The 16,039-nt window shown below is 61.1% G+C and carries 10 protein-coding genes and 9 pseudogenes; 10 read left to right on the top strand and 9 right to left on the bottom strand.

The features are described 5' to 3' along the window. Nucleotides 1-78: 78 nt before the first annotated feature. Nucleotides 79-291: pseudogene (locus tag IF809_RS35935) on the top strand (IS110 family transposase); the annotation flags it as partial. 389 nt (nucleotides 292-680) lie between these two features. Here the strand turns inward: IF809_RS35935 and IF809_RS35930 are convergent. Next, nucleotides 681-1,804 (bottom strand): annotated as a pseudogene (locus tag IF809_RS35930) (IS5 family transposase). A 65-nt stretch (nucleotides 1,805-1,869) separates the two neighbouring features. Further along, a pseudogene (locus tag IF809_RS35925) lies at nucleotides 1,870-2,294 on the bottom strand (IS110 family transposase); the annotation flags it as partial. A gap of 323 nt (nucleotides 2,295-2,617) precedes the next feature. On the opposite strand from IF809_RS35925, the pseudogene IF809_RS35920 reads away from it, so the two are divergent. Together IF809_RS35920 and IF809_RS35915 are read left to right on the top strand one after the other, a co-directional pair. Next, a pseudogene (locus IF809_RS35920) lies at nucleotides 2,618-2,788 on the top strand (recombinase zinc ribbon domain-containing protein); the annotation flags it as partial. An 84-nt stretch (nucleotides 2,789-2,872) separates the two neighbouring features. Further along, nucleotides 2,873-3,253: a hypothetical protein gene (locus IF809_RS35915; protein WP_462839897.1), complete on the top strand. Its 381-nt coding sequence runs from the start codon at nucleotides 2,873-2,875 to the stop codon at nucleotides 3,251-3,253. Nucleotides 3,254-3,912: 659 nt separating this feature from the next. On the opposite strand, the gene IF809_RS35910 is transcribed toward IF809_RS35915, so the two are convergent. Continuing rightward, nucleotides 3,913-4,170, bottom strand: coding sequence for a hypothetical protein (locus IF809_RS35910; protein WP_462839895.1), 258 nt, complete (start codon nucleotides 4,168-4,170; stop codon nucleotides 3,913-3,915). A 304-nt stretch (nucleotides 4,171-4,474) separates the two neighbouring features. On the opposite strand from IF809_RS35910, the gene IF809_RS35905 reads away from it, so the two are divergent. Continuing rightward, nucleotides 4,475-5,428 (top strand): IS481 family transposase, encoded by a 954-nt coding sequence (locus tag IF809_RS35905; protein WP_441258759.1) that lies wholly within the window; start codon nucleotides 4,475-4,477, stop codon nucleotides 5,426-5,428. A gap of 590 nt (nucleotides 5,429-6,018) precedes the next feature. Here the strand turns inward: IF809_RS35905 and IF809_RS35900 are convergent. Continuing rightward, nucleotides 6,019-6,339 (bottom strand): hypothetical protein, encoded by a 321-nt coding sequence (locus tag IF809_RS35900; protein WP_441258760.1) that lies wholly within the window; start codon nucleotides 6,337-6,339, stop codon nucleotides 6,019-6,021. Between the two features lie 534 nt (nucleotides 6,340-6,873). Here IF809_RS35900 and IF809_RS35895 point away from each other — a divergent pair. Both IF809_RS35895 and IF809_RS35890 read left to right on the top strand, forming a co-directional pair. Beyond that, nucleotides 6,874-7,050, top strand: a complete 177-nt coding sequence (locus IF809_RS35895; protein WP_441258761.1) for a 3-keto-5-aminohexanoate cleavage protein — start codon at nucleotides 6,874-6,876, stop codon at nucleotides 7,048-7,050. 53 nt (nucleotides 7,051-7,103) lie between these two features. Further along, the gene (locus IF809_RS35890) at nucleotides 7,104-8,579 is read left to right on the top strand and encodes a 3-hydroxyacyl-CoA dehydrogenase NAD-binding domain-containing protein (RefSeq protein WP_441258762.1); all 1,476 of its coding nucleotides are present in this window, start codon (nucleotides 7,104-7,106) and stop codon (nucleotides 8,577-8,579) included. A 117-nt stretch (nucleotides 8,580-8,696) separates the two neighbouring features. Here IF809_RS35890 and IF809_RS35885 read toward each other — a convergent pair. Continuing rightward, a pseudogene (locus IF809_RS35885) lies at nucleotides 8,697-9,488 on the bottom strand (ISNCY family transposase); the annotation flags it as partial. A gap of 983 nt (nucleotides 9,489-10,471) precedes the next feature. On the opposite strand from IF809_RS35885, the gene IF809_RS35880 reads away from it, so the two are divergent. Both IF809_RS35880 and IF809_RS35875 read left to right on the top strand, forming a co-directional pair. Then, a complete protein-coding gene (locus tag IF809_RS35880; protein WP_441258763.1) occupies nucleotides 10,472-12,121 on the top strand; it encodes a class I adenylate-forming enzyme family protein in 1,650 nt (549 codons plus the stop codon). A 550-nt stretch (nucleotides 12,122-12,671) separates the two neighbouring features. Further along, nucleotides 12,672-13,124, top strand: a complete 453-nt coding sequence (locus tag IF809_RS35875) for a MaoC family dehydratase (RefSeq protein WP_441258764.1) — start codon at nucleotides 12,672-12,674, stop codon at nucleotides 13,122-13,124. 114 nt (nucleotides 13,125-13,238) lie between these two features. Here the strand turns inward: IF809_RS35875 and IF809_RS35870 are convergent, their stop codons facing one another. Both IF809_RS35870 and IF809_RS35865 read right to left on the bottom strand, forming a co-directional pair. Next, a complete protein-coding gene (locus IF809_RS35870; RefSeq protein WP_441258765.1) occupies nucleotides 13,239-13,571 on the bottom strand; it encodes a hypothetical protein in 333 nt (110 codons plus the stop codon). Next, a pseudogene (locus IF809_RS35865) lies at nucleotides 13,571-14,632 on the bottom strand (IS5 family transposase). The gene IF809_RS35870 and the pseudogene IF809_RS35865 overlap by 1 nt, the downstream one beginning before the upstream one ends. A gap of 157 nt (nucleotides 14,633-14,789) precedes the next feature. On the opposite strand from IF809_RS35865, the pseudogene IF809_RS35860 reads away from it, so the two are divergent. Then, a pseudogene (locus tag IF809_RS35860) lies at nucleotides 14,790-14,984 on the top strand (transposase); the annotation flags it as partial. Nucleotides 14,985-14,987: 3 nt separating this feature from the next. Here the strand turns inward: IF809_RS35860 and IF809_RS35855 are convergent. Together IF809_RS35855 and IF809_RS35850 are read right to left on the bottom strand one after the other, a co-directional pair. Then, nucleotides 14,988-15,230: pseudogene (locus IF809_RS35855) on the bottom strand (hypothetical protein); the annotation flags it as partial. Continuing rightward, nucleotides 15,182-15,731: pseudogene (locus IF809_RS35850) on the bottom strand (IS630 family transposase); the annotation flags it as partial. The pseudogenes IF809_RS35855 and IF809_RS35850, both read right to left, overlap by 49 nt. 106 nt (nucleotides 15,732-15,837) lie before the next feature. Between IF809_RS35850 and IF809_RS35845 the strand changes: the two are divergent. Beyond that, the coding region (locus tag IF809_RS35845; protein ID WP_462839896.1) for a LexA family protein at nucleotides 15,838-16,039 on the top strand (202 nt) is incomplete at its 3' end.

The raw sequence follows: 16,039 nt of genomic DNA, 5'->3' as shown, positions 1-16,039 counted from the left end.
TGAGCGCTCCTGCTCGCCAGCAGCTCCAATCCCTGCCAGTTCAAACCTTGCCGTCAGATTAAGTCGAAACTTCTACAAGCCCGCGTCAATCGCAAGCTCCATGATCGTAATGAGCGCCTGCCTCAGACCATCCACGATATCGCCTGGAAGGCCCAGCTCAGGCTCTGCGCACGCTATCGCCGCCTATCGGCCGCCGGTAAACCCAAGGTGATCATCACCACCGCCATTGCGCGCGAGATGGTCGGTTTCCTGTGGGCGATCGCTCGTCAAGTACAAGTCGGGGACACCTGAAAGGACTCTGCTCGACCATCGGTGCCCTGGGCAGGAGGCGGGGCGAGGCGGGGAATCCTCGCGGCCTGTTATGAGCCGGCTACGCCGACGCTCGTCTTCTAGGCCGAGGCAGCACCAAGACGAAACCACGGTCATGCGGTAGCCAACCCGCGCATGAGAGCTTGCTCAACCGTCGTCTCTGCCCCGCCTCCCGCTTTGGGCGCTGCTGAAATCCAGCGTCTGGGCGCAGCCAGGAAATTATGCTCGTTCAGAGTCTTGACGGCAAACATGAGAGCAGGCGGCTGAAAAATGTGTGCTGAAGGGCGATTTTCCTGATGTGTGTGGTGACGATAAGCCAATCGATGCGCGGTAAACGGCGCCGCACACGCAGTTTTCGCTGTTTTTTTGTCTCATGTTTGGCGCTCCAGACAGATTCGTCCCGTTGCCGCCAGCATCTTCGGAATGCGAACGAGATTGTAGGTCGGCGGCGGTAAGCACGAAAAACCACTCGACCAGGCCGCGGTCACGGTGCCGGGTCTTGCGCAGACCGCCGACCGTCTTGATCCACCCGAATGGTTCTTCGATCCGCTTGCGCTTGGTCATGCTGATGCGATAGCCGGGATGTCGGGTCGTGCGCGCGTCGATCGCCGAGCGGCGGTTGGTGTCGTTCTGCGAGACATGCGGCGTGCAGCCGCGCTCGCGGCAACCGGCAACAAAGTCGGCGGTGTCATAGTTCTTGTCGGCGCCCGCGGTGCTGCCCGGCTTGGCACTGTCCTCGATCATGTCGAGGGCGGTCGTTCGCTCCGCCGTACCGTTGGCCTCGGTGAGGCGCGCATCGACGATCAGCTCGTTGCGGTTCTCCATCATCAGATGCCCCATGTGGCAGAGCTTGGCCTCCTTGCCCGCGCCCTTTCGGAACAAGCGGGCGTTAGGGTCGGTAGTCGAGGAATGGGTGACGTTCTTGCGCTTCTCGCTATGGAAGTCGCGCTCGGCATTGCGCCACCGACTGCGGCCCGATCGCTTGCCAGATGGTGAATCATCGCCATCCTTTGGCACGAAGCTCTTCATGCTGGGCACATGCCTCGATAAGCGTGCCATCGACCGAGAAGTGCTCACTGGACAAGAGCCCATGCACCTGCGGCAGGTTCAGCACGGTAACAAAGAACTTGGCCGCGATGTCGCCGTCGAGCAGCCGATCCCGGTTCTAGCAAAACACGGTCGCATCCCACACCGAATCGTCAATCGACAAACCGACGAACCAGCGGAACAACAGATTGTAGTCGAGCTGCTCCATCAGCTGCCGTTCCGAGCGCGCTGTATAGAACGCCTGCAGCAGCGGCGCCCGCGACAGCCGCTCCGGCGGAATGGATGGCCGGCCATGGCGGGCGTACAGCCTGCCAAAGTCGCGCGACAGATCCTTCAGCGCCGCGTCAACCAGGTCGCGGATCGCACGCAGTGGGTGATCCGCTGGAACACGCTGCTCCAACCGCACGTAACCGAATATGCCTTCCGACCGCTGATCGGCCCTGCGCATCGCGTTCCCCAGCCCAAAGGAATCAGACACATGCACGGAATCACGCTCCAACCAACTCGCAAAACGACTTTTTCAGCAGCTGCTGCGCGCGCTCTCACCAGGTCGCGTATGGCCTCATGCGCCGGATCGGGGACCCACACCGCCGTGGCTCGCCGGCCCGGTGCAATTTGGCCAGCATCGCCGCGTCGCGGCGGTCCGTCTTGACCCGATCCCCAGCCTTCATCGGGATCAGCGAAGGCGCCACCAAGATGCAGTCATGACCCAATTCCGTCAGTTGCCGATGCAGGCCATAGCCACAGGGGCCAGCTTCGTCGCAAAAGCTCACTCGCCGGTCGCCCTTGGTCAGCTTCTCTGCCAACTTCGCGACCTGATCGCCGCGATTAGGGACGATCCCCAGCTGGCGGACTTCACCACCACGCATTCCTTCGGCGACCGCAACCGAAATCGTCGCCTTATGGACATCCAGTCCCACGAAAATGCTATCATTCATCAGGCCCGCTCCCCATGCTTGAGGTTCGGCGCCGGCCCATCGGGCGCAACCCTCGATAGGAGCTTGCCGTGGGGGGCTGCACGTCGCCTCAGGGGGCGAACATAGGGTCTAGCCGGCTGCGACGGCTTCCAACAGCTCGTGAGCGAGGTGGCGCTCGGTAAGCTGGCATCGTCATCGGCCTGGAGGTATCGCGATTGGCGCGTAACGCGGAACCAGCGTCGTGAAGATTCCCCGAGCGGAGTGGCAGTTCGTCATGCCGGGCATGCATCAGGACTACATCGACGGGGAACGGTTCGTAGCTAATCAGCGGCGCGTTGCGGATAATGCCAGCGCATTTGGTGGTGAACAATTCTCTGGGCCAGCGCGCGAGGGGACTGGCGTTGCTCCAGGGACGCGTACTATGTGGCTTGTGCGGCGACCGCATGGGTGTGCATTACAGTCGCGAGCACGGCGATATGATCCCGAGCTATGTGTGCCAAGCGAGCGCAGTGCGCCGTGCCGGAAAGACCTGCCAAATGGTGCCTTGCAAGATCGTCGATCCGGCGGTCGCCGCGTTGATGATCGAGATGATGACGCCGATGGCGCTGGCCGTCACTCTGGAGATCCAACGCGAGCTTGAGGCGCGGGTCCGCGAGATCAAGACCGGGCGTCGCCAGCACGTCGAACGACTGCGCTACGAAGCCGAGCTTGTCCGCCGGCGCTACATGAAGGTGGACCCCGAGAATCGTCTCGTCGCCGATGGGCTTGCGGCCGAGTGGAACGACAAGTTGCATCGTCATGTCGAAGCTGTCGAGGAATATGAACGTCGCAGCAAGCAGCAGGCTGCGACGCTCACCGCTGAAATCCGTCACCGTATTCTCGGTCTTGCCGAGCAGCTGCCGCAAATCTGGAATGATCCGCGCGTCGACTTCCGTGAGCGCAAGCGCATCGCGCTCTTGCTAATCGAAGACATACCTTGATCAAGGCGCAGAAGATCATTGCTCATGTGCGTCTATCCGGCGGGGCTACCCATACATTGGAGCTCGAACGACCGCTGCCAATCCCCAGCTGCGTAAGTTCAAACCCGAGCTTATCTCGGCCGTCCATCGGCTGCTCGATCAGCATTGCGACCGCGAGATCGCCGAGATAGTGAACCAAGAACGAGTGGCGCACCTGGGAAGGCAAGCCCTTCAATCTGAAGAGGATCGCCTTAATTCGCGGTGTCTACAAACTGACGAGTCGATACGATGGACTGCGCCACCGTGGCATGCTCACGACGCGCGAGGTCTCAGCGAGGTTTGGGATCGCCAAGACCACTGTGCAGGAGTGGGCCCTCAGGGGCTCCTCAAAAATGCTACGCTGACAGTCTGAACCGTTCAGTCTGAACCGTTGCCTCTGGGACATCGCATCAGATACCACTATCCTTAAAGTCTGCGCGGCCGCTGCTCCCGCAAACCGAAAACGACACCTATCACCGCGCAACTGTCGGGATGTGGTCCAATATGAAGCAATCGCCTTGTCGCGCGGGCGGCGCGGCCGCGCCGGCAAAATGGCCGTGCCGTAATGCACCGCCATCTCAGCGTAAATGCGGTTGATCTGGGGAACGTAGAAGCACGCCTTGATGACCGCGATCTTGGTGTTATCGGGTACCAGCAGCGCGCCGGCACCCCGCCGATGCCTCGAAGGCGCCGACGTGACCGGCGATCCAGTCGGCGAGCCCCTGGGTCCAAGTCGCCTGCGTGTATTTGAAACTCGATGCACCGAGGACGGCGACGAAGATTTGAGCGTTGCGCCGCTTCCCGGTGACCCAATCGACGACCACCGAAATACCGTCGCCCGCATAGTTCACGAACAGCTTGTCCCCGGCCGCATGGACCTGGCGCATCGTTACCGACAAGCGGCCTTCTCTGGGACGGTAGAGCTCACAGAACCGGCTATAACGGAAGCCGTCGGGCTCGGCTGCGATAGATTCCCCCCACAGGATCCACAGCGTCACATGCTCGCGCTTGAGGTCGCGATGTACCGCCGCCCAGTCGGGCTCAACGCCGGACCGGCGACCCGTTTTTGGTCCCGGCGCCGCAAACAGCCGCTCCTCCAGAACCTCATCGGTGGCCTAGCTTTGGTCTCTCAGGAGGTTGTCCATCTGGTCTGAACCGAGGAAGCTGAGGTTGCGAAGCTTCAGTGTTCCAAGGAGAGACCAGATGAACGTCCACAAGAATGCGCCTTTGACGCCCAAAGGTCGAGAGGCGATGGTGCGAGGCGTGGTCGAGGGCGGGCTGAGCCAGGCTGATGCGGCAAATCAGTTCAACACGACACCGAAAACCGTGGCCAAATGGGTCAAGCGGTTCCGCGCAGAAGGCGTGGATGGTTTGCGCGACCGCTCGTCGCGACCTCGTTCATCGCCGAGCCAAACCCCGCCGGCCACGTGCGCCGCCGTCGAGACGTTGCGCCGGCAGCGCCACACCGGCAAGCAGATTGCTGCCGAGGTCGAGGTGTCACCGGCCACCGTCAGCCGTATCCTTCGCCGCTTGGGATTAAGCCGGATACGCGATCTGGAGCCCGCCGAGCCGGTGCGCCGGTACGAGCGCGAGCACCCCGGCGAGCTCATCCATATCGACATCAAGAAGCTCGGCAGGTTCGTAAGACCAGGCCACCGCATCACACACGATCGCCAGAAGGGCGAAAGCCGCGGCGCCGGCCACGAGTTCGTCCACGTGGCCATCGACGATGCATCGCGCTTGGCCTTCTCCCAGATCCGGCGGGATCAGAAAAAGGAGAGCGCCATCGCCTTCCTCAAGGAGGCCGTCACTTACTACCGCAGCCTCGGCATGAAGGTCACCGGCATCATGACCGACAACGGCTCCTGCTACCGCGCCAAGGCCTTCGCCAGAGCGTGCAGGAAGCTCGGCCTCAAGCACATCTTCACCAGCCCCTACAGACCGCAAACAAACGGCAAGGCCGAACGCTTCATCCAGACAGTGCTGCGCGAATGGACCTACGCTCGCGCCTATGACACCTCAGACCAGCGCGCCAAAAACCTGCCAATCTGGCTTCATCACTACAACTGGCATCGCCCGCACGGCAGCCTGCAGGCCAAACCACCCATCAGCCGCCTCGGCCTCCCGAAGGACGACCTGTTGAGATTCCACACCTAGCCGGGTCATCATGCAGGGCTCCAACACTGGCCTAAACGGCGGCTCAACGCCATATGGCAACGACTACGAGCGCGAGATTGTGCTGATCAACATCGTATTGATCTGATTGATGGCGGTGCGCAGGTCCTCTGCCTCGCGGGTTCTACACTTCACGCATTGGAACGCAAAATCTGCCCCTTGGGGCGCGAACCGCATTCGGTGATCGGTTCGACCACGAGCGAACCGCTGCGGATCTTCGTGAACATCACCGCCCAGCCGGGGGCGAGCGACTGGGACCGTCACCGGGGGTCCTGCGCGGGGTAGGCTGCGTGCAGCCGATCTGCGAGCACCTGGGCAGCGTCCGTCGCGATGATGGGGGCAGGTCGAGGCTTGGCGTGATGGACGCGGCCCGGCAGGCTGCATGCCGGACGATGTGGATTTGCCAAAGCGAATCAGGCGCTCGTTGTGCGCCCTGACGAAGATCGGCCGCGGCTCATGATGGGCCACGCCGCGTTCGCTCAATCAACCCGTCTCGGTTGCGCCGCCAGCCAGGCGGAACGTCGCAGTTTCGAGTGCGAGGCCGGTCTCGCACAGATCGGCGGGCCTGCGATTTAGTCGGACGAAAAACGACGCCGCCGCGTTGCGGCAGCACGGTCAGCAGTCCCATCCTGAAGCTGTAAGAATGCCTCGCACACACAGACGTCTTGCGGTGCCGAACTGTTCGGCAACCTGGTTCTCGCTGCGTCCGCGGCCTTTATGGTGAATACGAACTGACAGCCGAGAGCCTGCCACGCATCGCCGAAAAATACCGCGAGATTGTGCAGCCCGGCTTCTACGCACACGTCCTGCGTCGTGCGAACGTCGAGAGTTGCCAAGTCAATTTTCTGCAGCGCATCTTCATCGAAACCGAACAGCCCGCACTGCTCGCCCAAGATCTCAGCCTCGACTTTCGCCGGTGCGGCGGTGCTGACTTTGCCCGCGTGGGGCCGAAACAGGCACACAGCCGACGACGCTATCGGAATGGCCTGAGATCATCGATTTCCATTTTGCCACGTACGATCCCAGAGCCTGGCCGTGAAATGCTAGATTCCCATTCCCGCACGCTCGATTTCGCGTCGGTCGTCGCCAAGGCGCACGCGTCGCGGCTGTTACTTTGTCGTGCCAGCCTCGTCCAGTTGACTACGGCGATGTCGGAAATAGGACGACCGGCAGCGTCATTTCAAGAGCAGGCTGCTAATTAGGTGTTTTCTCTGGTCAGGCAAGCCGCGCAGGGAATTCCGCGAGTGGCACGCCGATTGCTGGATCAGGACGGCCGCAGCCAAGGCGTTCGCAGCGGCATGTCGCCAGGAGTTCCCGATGAGACCCGCTCATGACGCTAACGGCGCTGGTGCACCAGCTCCCGCCCCGCGCCGCTATTCCACCTTCTCGGTCCAGCTGATGCACCTTCCGTAGCGGCGTTGGCGCCAATGGTCGGCGCGAACGCGCGGGTCGGGTTGGAGAACAACCTGTACCTCTCCCGCGGGCTGCTGGCAACGAACGCCGAATTCGTGCAGCGGGCGATAGAGAATCTCGAGAGGATCGGGTGGGGTGCTGCCTCAGACAAGAGGCGCGAGAGGCTCAAGCTCAAAGTTCATGTCAAATAGATCAACGCTGAGGCTTATGTCTGAGGAGGCTTATGTCTGAGAGTTCAACGGTAATGCCTGAGAGGCTGCCGCGCGCAGTCGGGCTCCTCGGGGGCGGTGTCATCGGCGGCGGGTGGGCGGCACGCTTCATTCTCAACGGAATCGACGTGCGGCTGTATGGCCCGTCGCGTGGTGCGGTCGAGCGCGTGCGGGGAACGCTGGCCAACGCACGGCAAGCATATCGGCGGCTAACGCTGATCCCGCTGCCGGCCGAGGGGGCACTAACGGTAGTCGAGTCGGTCGCGGACGCCGTGCGCGGCGTAGACCTCGTGCAGGAATCCGCACCGGAGCGCCTGGAGCTCAAGCAGCAGCTGCTCGCGGCCGCCAGCCGCGCGGCAGCGCCTGGTACCCTGATCTGTTCCTCGACCTCGGGGATTCGCCCGTCGTTGCTGCAGGCGGAGATGGACCACCCCGAGAGCTTTCTGGTTGCGCACCCCTTCCAACCTGTGTACCTGCTGCCGCTGGTCGAACTGTGCGCCGGAGAGCGCACAGCGCCCGAGGCGCTTGAGCGGGCGGCGGCGATTTACCGGGCGATTGGGATGCACCCGCTCGTGGTCCGCAAAGAGGTAGACGGGTTCCTCGCGAACCGGTTGGGGGAGGCATTGAATCGCGAGTCGCTGTGGCTGGTGCACGACGATGCGGCCACGCTGCAGGAAATCGATGACGCGGTGCGCTACTCCTGGGCGCTGCGCCGCGCGGCTATCGGCTCGTATCGCGCGGCGGATGGCGGGGAGGGCATGCGCCAGACCATTGAGCAATGGGCGTTCAAGTGGCCGTGGTCGAGGCTGACCGACAAACCCGACATTAACGGCGCGTTTCTAGACAAGGCCGCTGAGCAGGCAGACGCGCTGGTGAAGGCCGATCCCCTGGACGTCCCCGCCGACCAGAAACGCGACGATCTGCTCGTGGCCCTGCTGCAGGCGTTGCGTTCGCAAAACTACGGGCCCGGCGAGACGCTTGCGCGCTGGGAACAAGGGCTCCAAACTCGCGCTCCCAACATTAGCAACGGTTCCGGCCCACTGCGGATGCCAACGCGAGACATAACGTCTGACTGGATCGGCCACTACGGCCGGGTCAACGAGAGTCGCTATCTCGAGCTCTTCGGCAACGCCACCGACTCGCTGCTCCGTTCGATCGGCGTCGACGGCGAATACCGCTCAAGTCATGGTACTTACGAAACGGTCGAGACGCATTTATCGTACCTCCGGGAATTGTACGCTGGGGACCGCATTCAAGTGCTCACGCAGATCCTCGCCGCCGACGACAAATGCCTTCATCTTTTCCACGTGCTTACGCGGGAAGGTGATGAGGCGCGGGCCGCCACGGGCGAGCAGATGCTGATTCACGTGGACGCCGTGAGCAAACGCCGCGGACCGGTGAATGGCCACGTCCGCGAACGCCTGCTGGAGTTGACGCGACTACATGCACGGTTGCCCCGTCCGGAGCCTGCCAACGCAAACATCCAGCTCCGCCGAGCCGCGAAATCTTAGACTAAGTCTAGCGCGCAATCTGGATGGGGAGCCGCATTGGCGCATGTAGCGATGTTCCGGATAGACTTCGTTCTCATCTATGAGGCCGGCCCGCACAATCAGTGGGCATTGCGAGATGTCGCGCTCCTTTCGTATCAACTTGAACGACGGCTGGAAAAAGTTCACGAACAAGCGAACCGAACCGTAAAGCTGAGCCAGCAAAGCAGCTGCTTCGAGCCCTCGTCGACGGTAGCCATCGTCGGACCACCGCGCCGTTCTTCTGCTCGACAAAGGCCTGTTCGCAATACACCTTCAAGGCCTCATTCATGAACACAGAGTCGTTGTCGGCATCCAACCCCGGAGCGCAAACGGTAGCTGCGCACGAACCGTGCGCGATAGCTTCTGTTCACGCACCAGAGGTGGCGCGCATTCCGTCCAGCCGGTCGCGATATCGGGGAGAACAAGCGTATGGACGAAACTGCCGACGCAGAAGGGCGTGGGCAACAAGATCGGCTTCGTCGAAATCGGGCGCCGGATCTCCCCAATCTGCTGAAGTACGAACAGGGATGCTGCGTCGCAGAGCACTTGCTACAAAGCGACGGCACCGGCCGCTTTGCTCACGAATGTATCGAAGCGTCCCCGCGCCAGGTCGATATGGCCGTGCCGCCCCATCGATTAAATCAAGGTCGGAAGCAGGGGCTTGAGACGCTTGCCGCAGACCCGGTCTGCGGCCTCCCAAAGCAATATCAGCGCGTTTCTCTCCGCATCTTGGTAGTTCCGCGGACGATTGCGGCGACCCGCTGTCCGGCCGATGGAAGCCAGGTATCGCGACGAACTCGTTGAGAATGCGCCCCTTTTGACGCGGCTCGGTATCCGCCGCGCCAAGGCAGACTTCAGTGCCTTGCGCGTCGCCGTGCTCAATCGCCTCATCGTTGCCCCTGTGCTCACTTGCCATTGGGGCGCAATCTGCGCGAGGCAACAGCGCAGTATTTAGGAGCATTTCTGACAATGCAATGCGCGCTTCCATCCCGGTTGCCCCGCAGCAAATTCCCCCCCCCCTGATCGGCAGCTGATTGCGTTCGAGACTCCGATCTCAATGGCGGCTTTAATGCGGTGCCGACTACGTCTTGACCAGCAGGTTGGCGAGATGACGTTCTTTTCTTCCGACATTCTGTGTTCACCGATTCAGCCATGCTTCGTATCTGGAAAGTGCTGCTGGCCCTTTGTCGCTGATGCGCTGCGGAGATCCATCGTCGCTCCACACACGACGTGTTACGCAGGAGAAAGTGATGGTGATCGTCGCAGGAACCTTCTCGATTTCCTCGGTCGTGATTGAGGGGCCTTTCTGTTCTTAGCCGTTGGTGAAGGATGGGTGCCCGATAAAGTCCCAGACCCCTCTACCGCTGTAATTGCTCTGCGGGCCTTCAATGCTGATACTGATACACGGCAACCCCACTGGAGAAGGTAGTGTCTCGATCCTTCTTAATGTACTACGCCGCGTAGACCAAGACGCAGCTCATCACGATAGGACAAGGTGCAGCAATGGAAAGCATAATTAATATGTTGTACGTCTCACGCTTCCTTCCACCACACGACGAACGCCGCTGCCAAAAGGACTGGCAGAATGTCTCGATCACACGGGCAGCATCGAGTCACAACGTATGCGCACGCATGGTCCTACGTTAGCACCATTCGACATCGATGTGAGCAAGCAGTTGCGCTTGCCAAGTTCGACGACGGCCGCGCCTGATCAACGGTCGCGACCCCGTCTCACTCACGCTGGACAGGCGGCCGAGTTGTGGGAAATCGGCGATGCCGGCCGCTCGCTCTGGTGATCGGCAACTTCAGTAAGCTGTCAAATCCGGAAGGATCATTGCCAGGTCTGTCTTGTCCTCTGAACCCCAAGGTTTCCAATGATGATCCCTACGAAATCGACACAAAGTCAGCTGAAAGAGCGGGTGGCAAGTGCATTGAGAAAAATCGAGGCACTGGAATCTGCATATGAGACGATCACGATCGGACAACTGGTTTCAATGCGAGCGAGGACGCACGGCTCAACGACCGCCATCGATGTCTTCGAGCGCGGTGAGCGCGCTACCTACTCCGAGATGGACCAATTGTCTAACAAATATGCGGTTGCGCTGCGCACATTCGGCGTACGCAAGCGCGATCGAATCGGGGTGATGCTACCCAATCGCATTGCTTTCCCGATGTTGTGGTTCGCGATCGCCAAGCTCGGCGCGGTGATGGTCCCCATCAACATGCGCTACACGGCGAGAGAAATCGAATACGTTCTCAGCGATACTCAGGCCAAGTTCGCTGTCGTTGACGAGTCCGCAAGGACAGTGTTCTCGGCAATGGACCCTTGGCCGAAAGACCTTGGCAAGGATCGAGTAATTATCGTTGGAGAGTCTTCCGACGGGGCAGCCACGGCCCTCGATGAATTGCTCAAAGGGCTCGACGATTCTCTGGTGGAGGAGGATATCCGACCGGACGACCTGTTGAACATTCAATATACCTCGGGGACAACAGGCTTTCCGAAGGGCTGCTTGTTGACGCACGACTACTGGGGCGTGAGGTCGTACCAGGCGGCTTGCGGGGACGGGCAGCCGTTCCAGAGGTATCTGTCCGCGCAACATTTCTTCTATGCCGACCCGCAAGGAGATCTTGTGAAGTCGTATAGGCAGGGCGGCACGCTCTACTTGGCTCCGTCAATCAGCTCAACGCGCTTCATCGGTTGGGTCAAGCAGCACCGCATCGAGTGGTGCGTGTTTCCGCAGCTGGTAGCGCGCCAGGCCGAACTTGCCGACGAAGACGGGGCGACATCCCTGAGGCATAGCCTGACGTGGGGCTGCGGTCCTGATACGCAACGCAACATCCGGAAGCGGTTTCGAGTGCGTACCCATGATGCTTATGGGATGACAGAAATCGGGTTTGGCACACAAATGCCGAGCGGCCTTGATGAGATGGAGGAATCCGGATCGGTGGGGATTCGTGCCCCGTTTCGGAAGCTGCGACTAATGAATGACGATGGCACGCCCACCCCAGTCGGCGAAATCGGCGAACTATGGGTGAGTGGTCGTGGAATCCTCCAAGGCTATTGGAATAGGCCGAATGTCGCCTCGTTCGAAGGCGAATGGTTCAAGACGGGGGATCTGCTGCGGCGCGACGACTTAGGCTTTCATTGGCTAGTAGGGCGCACGAAGGACATGATCCACCGCTCAGGCGAGAACATCGCTGCACGCGAGGTGGAGGCCATCATCCGCGAGATTGCTGAGATTGCAGATGTGGCCGCCGTACCCGTTCGAGATGCTATGCGGGGAGAGGAGGTCAAGATCTACGTGGAACTGAGAGAGGGTCTCACACCAGACGATATGCTCGTGAAGCGCATTTTCGAACATGCTCGTGCTAATCTTGCCGTGTTCAAAGTGCCGCGGTACATCGCCTTTACTCCGCTGCTTCCTAGAACGAACACCAGCAATAAAGTGCTCAAACGTGAGCTGATGGCCGTGAGCGACCCGCTTGCCGGCGCCTACGATACTGAGGACAAGCGCTGGCGCTGAATATCTGACTAGAGTCGCTGCCGCACTTGCTAGCGCGCGAAGCAGGGTAAGGTTATATTGTTCGAATGAACGGTAGCGGCTGCCTTGACCGGGTCGGACGTACCGCTCCAGAATTGCCATTGCACCACTGCGGGCGAGCGCATGACCAATCATCAGGCTCGGATTCATGGTGGCCGATGGAAGGCGCAGAGAGATGCAGCTGCAATGCCCTGGCTAATCTTGAGACAGGCCCGAGCGTCGCGTCTGAGCGCGCTTTCTTGCTCAGAGGCAGCTATCGTTGCCCATATGCAACTACAAGACGTTGCACGGCTTTTGCCCTCCGCCATCCAATTTCTGGAGCAGTCGCTTTGCCGAGCGCGCCGCCCGGCACAAGGCGCTGATCTCGACGAGGGCCGTGAGCAATCGCAGGGTGCGAAGCGGAGCCAATCTCGGCGTGTGCGGGTGCGACGTCGCGGAACCTGCTTCGGCAAGGAGATCAAACAGCTAAACCCGTCCACCTGCCCTCGTTCTTCCTCAATGGCGGCATGACGGCGAAACCCAAGGAGCGCCTATGGGCGGACTGTATTACGAAGAATTCAAGGTCGGGCAGGAGTTCAGGCACGCCCTCAGCCGGACCGTCACCGAGATGGACAATACATTGTTCAGCCTTTTGACGTTGAACCCGCAGCCGCTACACATCGACGCTCATTTCGCAGCCTCGACAGAATTCGGGCAGCGGCTTTTCAACAGCCTCTATACGCTTGGAATCATGATTGGGATGACCGTCTATGATACGACGCTCGGGACCACGGTTGCCAATCTCGGTATGACCGATGTCACTTTCCCCAAGCCAGTCTTTCACGGGGATACGCTGCGGGCTACCACGAGCGTTCTTTCGAAGCGGGAATCGAAATCGCGCCTGAAGGCAGGTGTCGTGGAATTCGAACACCAGGCGCTCAATCAGCTCGACCAGATCGTGGCAACATGCCGCCGAGCCGCGTTGATGCACAAGAGGCTGGCCTGATTGTCCAATGCTGTTCGTTCCGGGCGACAGCTCGCGCAAATTCGAAAAGGTCTCCGGAGGAGGGCCGACACACTCTTGCTCTAGCTCTCTCCGTCTAGCGGGCTGTTGAAAAGCTCAGCCGCGTTCGCAAACGAAGGCGGAATCGTCGCCGTTGTGGATGTAGAAGTGGCCGACGAGCCTGATCATAGCCCATCCGCGACCGCAGGACGGATCATTCTCATCGTGCCCTTCCCATGAGAACTCCGCGCAGGGCGAACCGTGGCGGGTGCCGTAGCGCACGTCCAAGAAGCCCTTAAGAGCCCCAAAGGCGATTTCGCCGTCGGACTTTCCCTGGAAGGTGAGATGCGCCTCTTCGACAAGATCGAGGAAGTCGCTGTCCCAGACGTCCATCTCGACGATGCGCCGACGTCCGACAAAGGCCTTGGCGAAGCCGGGCACCTTGCCCATCAGCCGGTCTCCGCGATCAACTTGGGCAGCCGCACCAGATTGTAGGCGCTGGCAGCGAAGGTGAAGGCCCATGCGACGCGATCACGGCCACGGAAGCTGGTCTTCTCTTGACCGGCGACCCTCTTGATCCAGCCGAACGCCTCCTCGATGCGCTTGTGGATGCGCTGGCTGACGGCATAGCCGCTGTGCCGGGTCGTTCTCCCGTCGATCGAAGAGCTGCGGCCGCTGGTGTTCTGCGCAACATGCGGCGTCACGTTCATCGAGCGCAGCTCGTTGACGAAGTCCTCTGCGTCGTAGGCTTTGTCGGCGCCAAGCGTGATTGCTGTCGGCCGGTCGGCACGAGGCTCGATCATGTGCAGCGCGGCCACCCGCTCGGCATGCCCGTCGGCCTGCGTCAGGCAGGCGCAGCCCATGCCCGATGAAGCACAGCTTCGTCTCCTTGCCTTTACCTTTGCGGTAGAGCCTGGCATCGGGATCAGTCGTCGAAGCATGGGTGTCGTTCGAGCGTTTCTGGCCGTGGAAATCCGCCTCAGCATTGCGCCCGCCGCCTTGCGCCGCGGCTCGCCCGAGCCGTCCTTGGGTTTGACGCTCTTCATTGAGGCCCAGGCCTCGATCAGCGTCCCATCGACCGAGAAGTGATCGCTCGACAGAAGCCTCTTCACCTTGGGCCGCTCCAGCACCGCCGCAAGGAACTTGGCCGCGATATCGCCCTCCAGCAGCCGGTCGCGGTTCTTCGAGAACACCGAATGGTCCCAGGCTGCGTCGTCGACGCCGATTCCGACGAACCACCGGAACAGCAGATCGTATTCCAGCCGCTCCATCAGAAGCCGCTCCAAGCGGATCGAATAAAACGCCTGCAACAGCATCGCCCGCAGCAGCTTCTCCGGCGGGATCGACGGCCGCCCAATCGGCGATTAGACCGCGGCAAACTCGCGCTCCAGCGCCGCCGGCGCCTCGTTTACGATCGTCCGGATCGCTCGCAGCGGATGATCCCGCCGCACGCGAGCCTCCAGGTCAACGTAGCTGAACAGCTCGCCCGTTCGATTGTCGCCGCCGCGCACGCACCATCTCCCGAATCCCCTCGGAGCTAGTGAATCACGGTCGCCGGCCGGCGGCGAGCATCCTTTTTCAACAGCCTGCTAGATCGAAAGAGGCTAGCACTACTTTGCAAAATACTAATTTTGCCCTGCCTTATAGGATTCCCGAATCAACTTTTCAATGATTCATGGGTGGTCGGCTCTTGGAGGGCTGACCATGGCGGGATGGAAAGACGAGCTCGAACGCTGGCTGATGCCGTTCTTGGACCGGTTGGGTTATAAGACTCGGCAGCGGATGTGTCCTCTGTACGTTGCAGGATTGATCGGTCCTGGCGATCGCAAGAGCGTTCAGCCGATGGCGGAGCGCCTTGCCACAGGCAAATCCTGCTTTTCTCAGCCCCGCATGCAGCCATTGCGACAGCGGCCCAGCCTCCAGCCCGATCCGCTTCACTGCAAAGCCGAGCGTCGCAAAAACTCAACCAAGGCGTCGGATTCGCTTGCGACCTTCGCCTCCATCTTACCCTGGGCATCCACAACGCCCACGCTCGACAGTGTCCAATGACACGTCGATCCCGGCAGGCGCACCTCGCTGATGAGTTGGGTCAGACTCTCGTCGAAGCAGACCACCGGCCGCTTTGGATCGGGCGCCTCGGCACAGAGATCGAGCACGTCCTCCATCCGGGCGACGTAATCCGCGTCGACCTGCGGAATGCACCACATGTTCTTGCGCCAGGGCTTCAAGTCGTTTTCAGCCAGGCGCCGACACACGGTTTCCCGAGAGAGGCTGGCGTGCTCGGTGAGCCGGACCAGTTCACCCGCCAACAGCTCCAGCGTCCAATGCGCGCGCCCTGCGGGCGGGCTCGAGCAGGCGGTTGCGACCAGCAGGGCTTCCTCTTTGCCGGACGGTCTGCGGCTCGCCCCCGGACGCGGCTGCTCTTCGCTGAGCGCGGCTTCCAAGTTGCCGAGCACGAAGCGGCGTTTTGGTCCGGTACACGGTGGATCCGCCCACGCCGACGCTTCTGGCAATCGCCTCGTCGGTGGCGCCGGCATCGGCCGCCAGAAGAATCTGCGCGCGCTTGAGCTTACGCGCCGCATGCTTGCTGCCGTCCAGAAGCGCCGTCAGTTCCTCGCGCTCAGTTTGGCTGAGTTCGACCCGATAGCGTACATTCTCCGTGCCTCCTTAATCGAGGCACGGATGAACAGCTGAATCGGATGGCCGACGTGAGTCGATCCGCAAAACCTTTACGCCCAAGCAAGGCCAGTATCTGGCCTTCATCGACGCCTATACGCGCGTGCATTGCCGCCCGCCCGCCGAATGGGAGATGCAACGCCACTTCGGGGTGACCCCGCCTTCGGTTCACCAAATGTCCCTGACCCTCGAACGCGCAGGCTTCATCCGCCGCCAAGCGGGCGTGCCGCGCAGCATCGAGG

This window comes from Bradyrhizobium sp. UFLA06-24 (assembly GCF_054967145.1).
Note: the sequence above shows the minus strand (reverse complement) of the source record. Positions and strands in the feature narration are given on the sequence as shown.

Excerpts from the sequence above, each read along its gene's own strand:
- IF809_RS35890 (WP_441258762.1), top strand. The coding sequence starts at position 7,104 with ATGCCTGAGAGGCTGCCGCGCGCAGTCGGGCTCCTCGGGGGCGGTGTC.
- IF809_RS35880 (WP_441258763.1), top strand. The coding sequence starts at position 10,472 with ATGATGATCCCTACGAAATCGACACAAAGTCAGCTGAAAGAGCGGGTG.
- IF809_RS35895 (WP_441258761.1), top strand. The coding sequence starts at position 6,874 with ATGGTCGGCGCGAACGCGCGGGTCGGGTTGGAGAACAACCTGTACCTC.
- IF809_RS35905 (WP_441258759.1), top strand. The coding sequence starts at position 4,475 with ATGAACGTCCACAAGAATGCGCCTTTGACGCCCAAAGGTCGAGAGGCG.
- IF809_RS35870 (WP_441258765.1), bottom strand. The coding sequence starts at position 13,571 with ATGGGCAAGGTGCCCGGCTTCGCCAAGGCCTTTGTCGGACGTCGGCGC.
- IF809_RS35915 (WP_462839897.1), top strand. The coding sequence starts at position 2,873 with ATGGCGCTGGCCGTCACTCTGGAGATCCAACGCGAGCTTGAGGCGCGG.
- IF809_RS35875 (WP_441258764.1), top strand. The coding sequence starts at position 12,672 with ATGGGCGGACTGTATTACGAAGAATTCAAGGTCGGGCAGGAGTTCAGG.